This is a genomic window from Paracoccus sp. (in: a-proteobacteria) (genome assembly GCF_046462195.1).
Lineage (GTDB): Bacteria > Pseudomonadota > Alphaproteobacteria > Rhodobacterales > Rhodobacteraceae > Paracoccus.
The window spans coordinates 1-5,599 of the sequence record NZ_JBKGUN010000165.1 but is presented as its reverse complement, the minus strand read 5'-3'; the positions used below and the strand labels follow the sequence as shown (position 1 = coordinate 5,599).

Sequence of the window (5,599 nt, the reverse complement as noted above, 5' to 3'; positions counted from 1 at the left end):
GGAAATGGTTCAGGATGCTGGACAAGCCGGCCATGGATGCCTTTGCCCGGCAGAAACTGTCCGAACTGGGCCTGATGACCATCCAGAACATCAGCCAGCCCGTCGAAACGCTGTCGGGCGGTCAGCGGCAGGGGGTGGCCGTCGCCCGCGCCGCCGCCTTCGGCAGCCGCGTCATCATCCTGGATGAGCCCACGGCCGCGCTGGGCGTCAAGGAAAGCCGTCGCGTGCTGGACCTGATTCTGGACGTGCGATCACGGGGCATTCCGATCGTGCTGATCAGCCACAACATGCCGCATGTGTTCGAGGTGGCAGACCGCATTCACATCCACCGCCTGGGCAAGCGCCTGTGCGTCATCGATCCCAAGGAGCATTCGATGTCGGATGCTGTTGCCTACATGACGGGGGCACGGGTGCCGCAGGGACTGGCCGCGTAAGCTGCCCTGCAACAACGGGACAACCCTTAAAGATCATGAAAAGGGGCGCAACGGAGGTCGCGCCCCTTTTCTACATTCACTCCTTCAGCCCGCGCATCAGCGCCCAGGCCAGGGCGGAACAGATCAACGTCGCCGTTATCGCCGGAATGGCCGTCCCGTTGTAAAGCTGCCCCACCGGTGCCGCGATCAGCACCGCGGCGAGCGTCGAGATGGCGGCAATGATCGAGGCAGCCATTCCCGCGATATGACCCATGTGCTGCAGGGCCAGAGCGTTCAGGTTGCCGAAGGTGACCCCCGCCATGAAGAAGACGCTGGTCGCCCAGAAGAAGAAGGCCCAGAATTCCAGTCCTTGCGGCAGGACACCTGTCAGCAGCAGCGTCAGGATCACCGCCGACACGATCGTCTGCATCACATAGGCCCATTTCGCGATGCGACGCATCCCGAAGCGGATCACGAAGGCCGCATTCAGAACCGTGCCCGACCCGGACAGCAATGCCATGGCGGCAAACCACAGGTGGAAGTTCTCGCCCTTGCCATAGGTCTCGCCGAAAAGCTGCTGCGCCGAGGACAGGAGGCCGAACATCTGGCCGAAACCCAGCGTCAGGATGACCGTCGCCAGCATCACCTGACGATCCGCCAAAACCTCCCGCGCGGCCGCCAGCAGCGTGGTGACCCGCAACGGGCGGCGATTTTCAGGGAGGAGCGTCTCGAACTGGCGGATGTTCAGCCACAAGCCTCCGATGAGGGCAAAGGCGATAAAGGCCAGAAACACCCCGTGCCAGCTCGAAATGGCGATGATGCCCGCACCCAGGGTCGGCGCGACGGCCGGAACCATGATGAAGATCATCATGACAAAGCTGGTGATGCGCGCCATCTCGCGCCCTTCATAAAGGTCACGGACCAGCGCCAGCCCGACGATCCGGGGGCCGGCCGCGCCCAATCCCTGAACAAAGCGGGCGACCAGCAGGAATTCCAGCGAATGGGCGTAAAGGGCCGCGATGGTCGCGAGGATATAGATGCCGAAGCCGATGGTGATGGTGCGCTTGCGCCCCAATGCGTCCGATAGCGGGCCCGCAAACAGCGTCCCCAACCCCATCCCGGCGACAAAGCTGGTCAGGATCAGTTGCGCACGGTTCACGTTCTCGGGCGTCAGATCGGCGGCGATGTCCGGCAGAGCGGGGAGCATCGCGTCGATTGAAAAGGCAATCGTTGCGAACAGGAACGCCAGCATGGCGATGAATTCGGGCAACGGCAGGCGACGCTGCTGCGCCGGCTGGGAATAAGCGATGTCGGTCATGGGGGTCACCTGTCGGTTCAGACCCGCTCCATAACGAAAACTTGCAGACTGTGCAAGATATGCTAGCGGGATGCTGCCATGATCTCGTCGATGACCTGCTGCCACAGGCTTGCCGGCTGCGCACCACTGACCGCGTGGGCATCGGCCACGACAAAGGTCGGGACCGACGTGATGCCGCGCTGGCGGGCATGCTGTTCCCGGCTGGCGACCTCGTCGCGGTCGGCGTCGCTGGCCAGAAGACGTGCGGTCAGTGCCGCGTCCATACCCGCCCGCTGCGCGACCGCGGTCAGTGTGGCCGCGTTACCGATATCCTGCGCGTCCTGCCAATGGGCGCGCAACAGGCCTGACATCACGCGGGTCTGCGCGCCCTCGAGTCCGGCCCAGTGCATCAGGCGATGCGTATCGGTCGTGTCAGGCTCCTTGGGCGAAGGGTTCAGGGTCAGGCCCAGAGCGGCGGCGCGTTCGGCCAGGGCGCGTCCGGCGGCCTCGGCCCTGTCACCCAACTTGGCGCGGAGATAGGCGACCCGGTCCATTCCTTCAGGCGGCATCTGGGGGTTCAGGCGGAACGGGTGCCACGTGATCACGAAGGTATGGTCCGGGCGGCTTTCCAGCGCGCGGTCCAGTTCCACCTTGCCGATCAGGCACCAAGGGCAGACGGGATCGGCGAAGATATCCAAGCGGGTCATGTCAGGTCCTTGCGATGCGCCTCGCGCAGGGCGCGGCGGTTGATCTTGCCGGTCGGCGTGCGCGGCAGTGCATCCACCCGGATCCAGGCGCGTGGCTGCTTGTAGCGGGCCAGTCCGGCTTCGGCAAATGCCTGCAAGGTATCGGCCGAAGCGGGGCCGGTCCAGAAGGCCGCGATGATGCTGGAGCCGTGACCCACGGGCAATTCGGCCACGGCGACATCGCCCGCCTCGGGGTGGCTGGCCAGCAGTTCCTCGATCTCGGGCGGGGCGACGCGAAAGCCGCCAGCGTTGATGATGTCATCGGCACGGCCCAAAAGGGTAAAGGCGCCCCCGGCATCCGCCCGCGCCTGATCGCCCGTCAGGAACCATTCGCCGCGACAGCAGTCCGCCGTTGCGCCGGGCTCATCCAGATAGCCCAGGAAAAGCCCCAGATCGTCGCGCCGCACGGCCAGCGCGCCGGGCTGGCCCGGAGGCAGGGGGTGGCCATCCTCGTCCAGGATGGCCACATGGCGGCCGGGCTGCGGAAAGCCTGCGGTGCCGGCAGGCGCCGGTCGCCCCGGGCTGCCGGACAGAAAGGTCGATACTTCCGAAGCTCCCATCGCTTCATGCAGATCGGTGCCGGTGCGCGCCATCCACGCGGCACGAAGGGCCGGGTCCAGGCGTTCTCCTGCGGCAAGGCCGTGACGCAGGTCGGGGATGGACTGCCAATCGGCCCGCAGCAGTCGCCGAAAGACCCCGGGCGCCCCCGCAAGGATCGTGGCGCCATGGCGGGCAGCCAGCAGGGGAAGCAACTCGATTGCTGTTCCTTCGGATGGAACCAAGGCGGTGGCTCCCATCGTCCATGGGTCCATCAGTCCCGTGCCCAGGGTAAAGGTCCAGTTGAACGCGCCCGCGTGCAGCAGACGGTCGTCCGGTCGCAGCCCGTACCACCCTTCCATCATCATCCGCCGCGCCAGGATCGCGCGATGGGCGTGCATGACCGCCCTTGGCTGGCCTGAACTGCCCGATGTGAAGACAATATAGGCCAGCCGCTCGGGATCACCCTGCGCAAAGTCTGCGGGGGGCAGCGTGGCGAAACTGGCCAGCAGCGCTTCGCTGATGACAGGAGCGGGGTGATCCGGCAGGGCCACACCTTTTTCCGCAATGATCGCCGAGGGCGCCAGCCGGGCCGCAATCCTGGTCGCTTCGGGCGCTGTCAGCTGGGCCGAGGTCGGCACCGGCACGATTCCTGCCGCGATGGCGCCCAGATAGGCCACGGGAAAGGCGGGACGGTTGCCAAGCCGCATCAGAACCCGGTCGCCGGGGCGCAGGCCGGCCTGCAGAAGGCCGGTGGCCGTGCCAAGAACGGCCTGCGTCAGCCGGGCATAGGACCAGTGCTCGGCACGGGCGGGGCCGATGACTGAAAGGGCCAGCTTGTCGGGACAGGACAGGCCGGCAGACAGGACATGCTGGGCAAGGTTCATGAAAGGCACCATTCGCGGACAAGGCGTTGTGCCAAAGAAAAACGGCCCGTGCAAACGGGCCGTGGGATCACGCGCGGGCGTGGATCAGAGCAGTTTGAGATCGCTGGCCGAAGCGCGGCCATCACGGCCCGACTGCAGCTCGAACGCAATTTTCTGGTTGTCCTGCAGGCCCGTCAATCCGGCACGTTCCACGGCCGAAATATGCACGAACACGTCCTTGCCGCCATCATCAGGTGCGATGAAGCCAAAACCTTTGGTAGCGTTGAACCATTTAACCGTTCCGGTCGCCATAACCGTTCTCTCCTTCAAGTCATCCCGGCGCAGGATTGCGCCAGGCCGTGCAGCCCGCTTTCGGTCTTCCGGCTGCCCGTCAAAGGGAGCGGTAGAAAGTCCTTGCTCACGCAAGTGAGAGGATGACCGAATCGTTCTAAAACGCAAGCAGGAACTGCGCGAAGGCTGCGGCCTTCGCGCGACGATCAGATGACACCGGCACGTTTCAGCGCAAGTCCGGGGGTGTGGCTTCGGCTTTCAGCAGGTCAACCACCTCGGACAAGGGCAGCGTGCGGCTGCCCTGACTGTCCAGACGGCGCAGGGAGACAGTCCGATCTTCGACCTCTTTCATCCCGATGGCAAGGATCGCGGGAACCTTGGCCACGGAATGTTCCCGGACCTTGTAGTTGATCTTCTCGTTGCGCGTGTCTGCCTCGGCCCTGATGCCCACCTTGCGCAGGGCCTCCACGACTTCAGCCACATAGGCGTCGGCATCGGAAACGATCGAGGCCACGACGACCTGGCGGGGGGCCAGCCAGAAAGGCAGCTTGCCGGCGCTGTTCTCGATCAGGATGCCGATGAAGCGCTCGAAGCTGCCCAGCACGGCGCGGTGCAGCATGATCGGCCGGTGCTTGTGCCCGTCGGCGCCGACATATTCGGCGTCCAGACGCTCGGGCAGGTTGGGGTCGACCTGCAGCGTGCCGCATTGCCAGTCGCGGCCGATGGCGTCGGTCAGCACGAATTCCAGCTTGGGCCCATAGAAAGCACCTTCGCCCGGGAAGATCGTGAAATCATGGCCTGCCGCCTTGCAGGCATTGCCAAGGGCAGCCTCTACCCGGTCCCAGCTTTCGTCCGAACCGATGCGTTTTTCCGGACGCGTGGACAGCTTGATGCGCCAGCCGTCGAAGCCCAGGTCGGCATAGATACCCGCCAGGAAGTCGATGAACTTCTTGGTTTCCGCCTCGATCTGGTCCTCGGTGCAGAAGATATGCGCATCGTCCTGCGTGAAACCGCGCACCCGCATGATGCCGTGCAGCGCCCCCGAAGGCTCGTAGCGGTTGCAGGACCCGAACTCGGCCATGCGCAGCGGCAGGTCGCGATAGGATTTCAGGCCATGGTTGAACACCTGCACATGGCAGGGGCAGTTCATCGGCTTCAGCGCGTTGATCGTCTTGGTCTTGGCGTGCTCCTCATCGACTTCGACGATGAACATGTTTTCCTGATAGTTTTCCCAGTGGCCCGAAGCCTCCCACAGCTTGCGGCTGACGACCTGGGGCGTGTTCACCTCGACATAGCCGTCTGCGCGCTGCTTGCGGCGCATGTAGTCCTGCAGCGTGGTATAGATGTTCCAGCCGTTCGGGTGCCAGAAGATCTGACCGGGTGCCTCTTCCTGCATGTGGAACAGGTCCATCTCGCGGCCCAGCTTGCGGTGGTCGCGCTTGGCGGCCT

6 protein-coding genes are annotated in these 5,599 nt (G+C 64.7%); 1 reads left to right on the top strand and 5 read right to left on the bottom strand.

Annotated elements, in window-relative coordinates:
- Nucleotides 1–434 (top strand): ATP-binding cassette domain-containing protein (locus ACLHHB_RS10605; protein ID WP_410218255.1); only part of this gene is annotated, 434 nt, incomplete at its 5' end.
- A gap of 76 nt (nt 435–510) precedes the next feature.
- Here ACLHHB_RS10605 and ACLHHB_RS10600 read toward each other — a convergent pair.
- From ACLHHB_RS10600 to thrS, 5 genes are all read right to left on the bottom strand, one after another.
- Nucleotides 511–1,731: a multidrug effflux MFS transporter gene (locus ACLHHB_RS10600; protein ID WP_410218254.1), complete on the bottom strand. Its 1,221-nt coding sequence runs from the start codon at nt 1,729–1,731 to the stop codon at nt 511–513.
- Nucleotides 1,732–1,793: 62 nt separating this feature from the next.
- On the bottom strand, nt 1,794–2,417 hold the full coding sequence (locus ACLHHB_RS10595) for a DsbA family oxidoreductase (RefSeq protein WP_410218253.1): 624 nt from the start codon (nt 2,415–2,417) through the stop codon (nt 1,794–1,796).
- A complete protein-coding gene (locus tag ACLHHB_RS10590) occupies nt 2,414–3,880 on the bottom strand; it encodes a class I adenylate-forming enzyme family protein (protein WP_410218252.1) in 1,467 nt (488 codons plus the stop codon). The genes ACLHHB_RS10595 and ACLHHB_RS10590 overlap by 4 nt, the downstream gene beginning before the upstream one ends.
- Nucleotides 3,881–3,964: 84 nt before the next feature.
- On the bottom strand, nt 3,965–4,171 hold the full coding sequence (locus tag ACLHHB_RS10585; protein WP_410218251.1) for a cold-shock protein: 207 nt from the start codon (nt 4,169–4,171) through the stop codon (nt 3,965–3,967).
- 205 nt (nt 4,172–4,376) lie between these two features.
- Nucleotides 4,377–5,599, bottom strand: a 1,223-nt coding sequence (gene thrS, locus ACLHHB_RS10580; RefSeq protein WP_410218250.1) for a threonine--tRNA ligase, incomplete at its 5' end; no start/stop codon positions are given.

Bases quoted from the DNA above. Each gene is read 5' to 3' on its own strand.
- ACLHHB_RS10600 (WP_410218254.1), bottom strand. From the start codon at position 1,731: ATGACCGACATCGCTTATTCCCAGCCGGCGCAGCAGCGTCGCCTGCCG.
- ACLHHB_RS10595 (WP_410218253.1), bottom strand. From the start codon at position 2,417: ATGACCCGCTTGGATATCTTCGCCGATCCCGTCTGCCCTTGGTGCCTG.
- ACLHHB_RS10590 (WP_410218252.1), bottom strand. From the start codon at position 3,880: ATGAACCTTGCCCAGCATGTCCTGTCTGCCGGCCTGTCCTGTCCCGAC.
- ACLHHB_RS10585 (WP_410218251.1), bottom strand. From the start codon at position 4,171: ATGGCGACCGGAACGGTTAAATGGTTCAACGCTACCAAAGGTTTTGGC.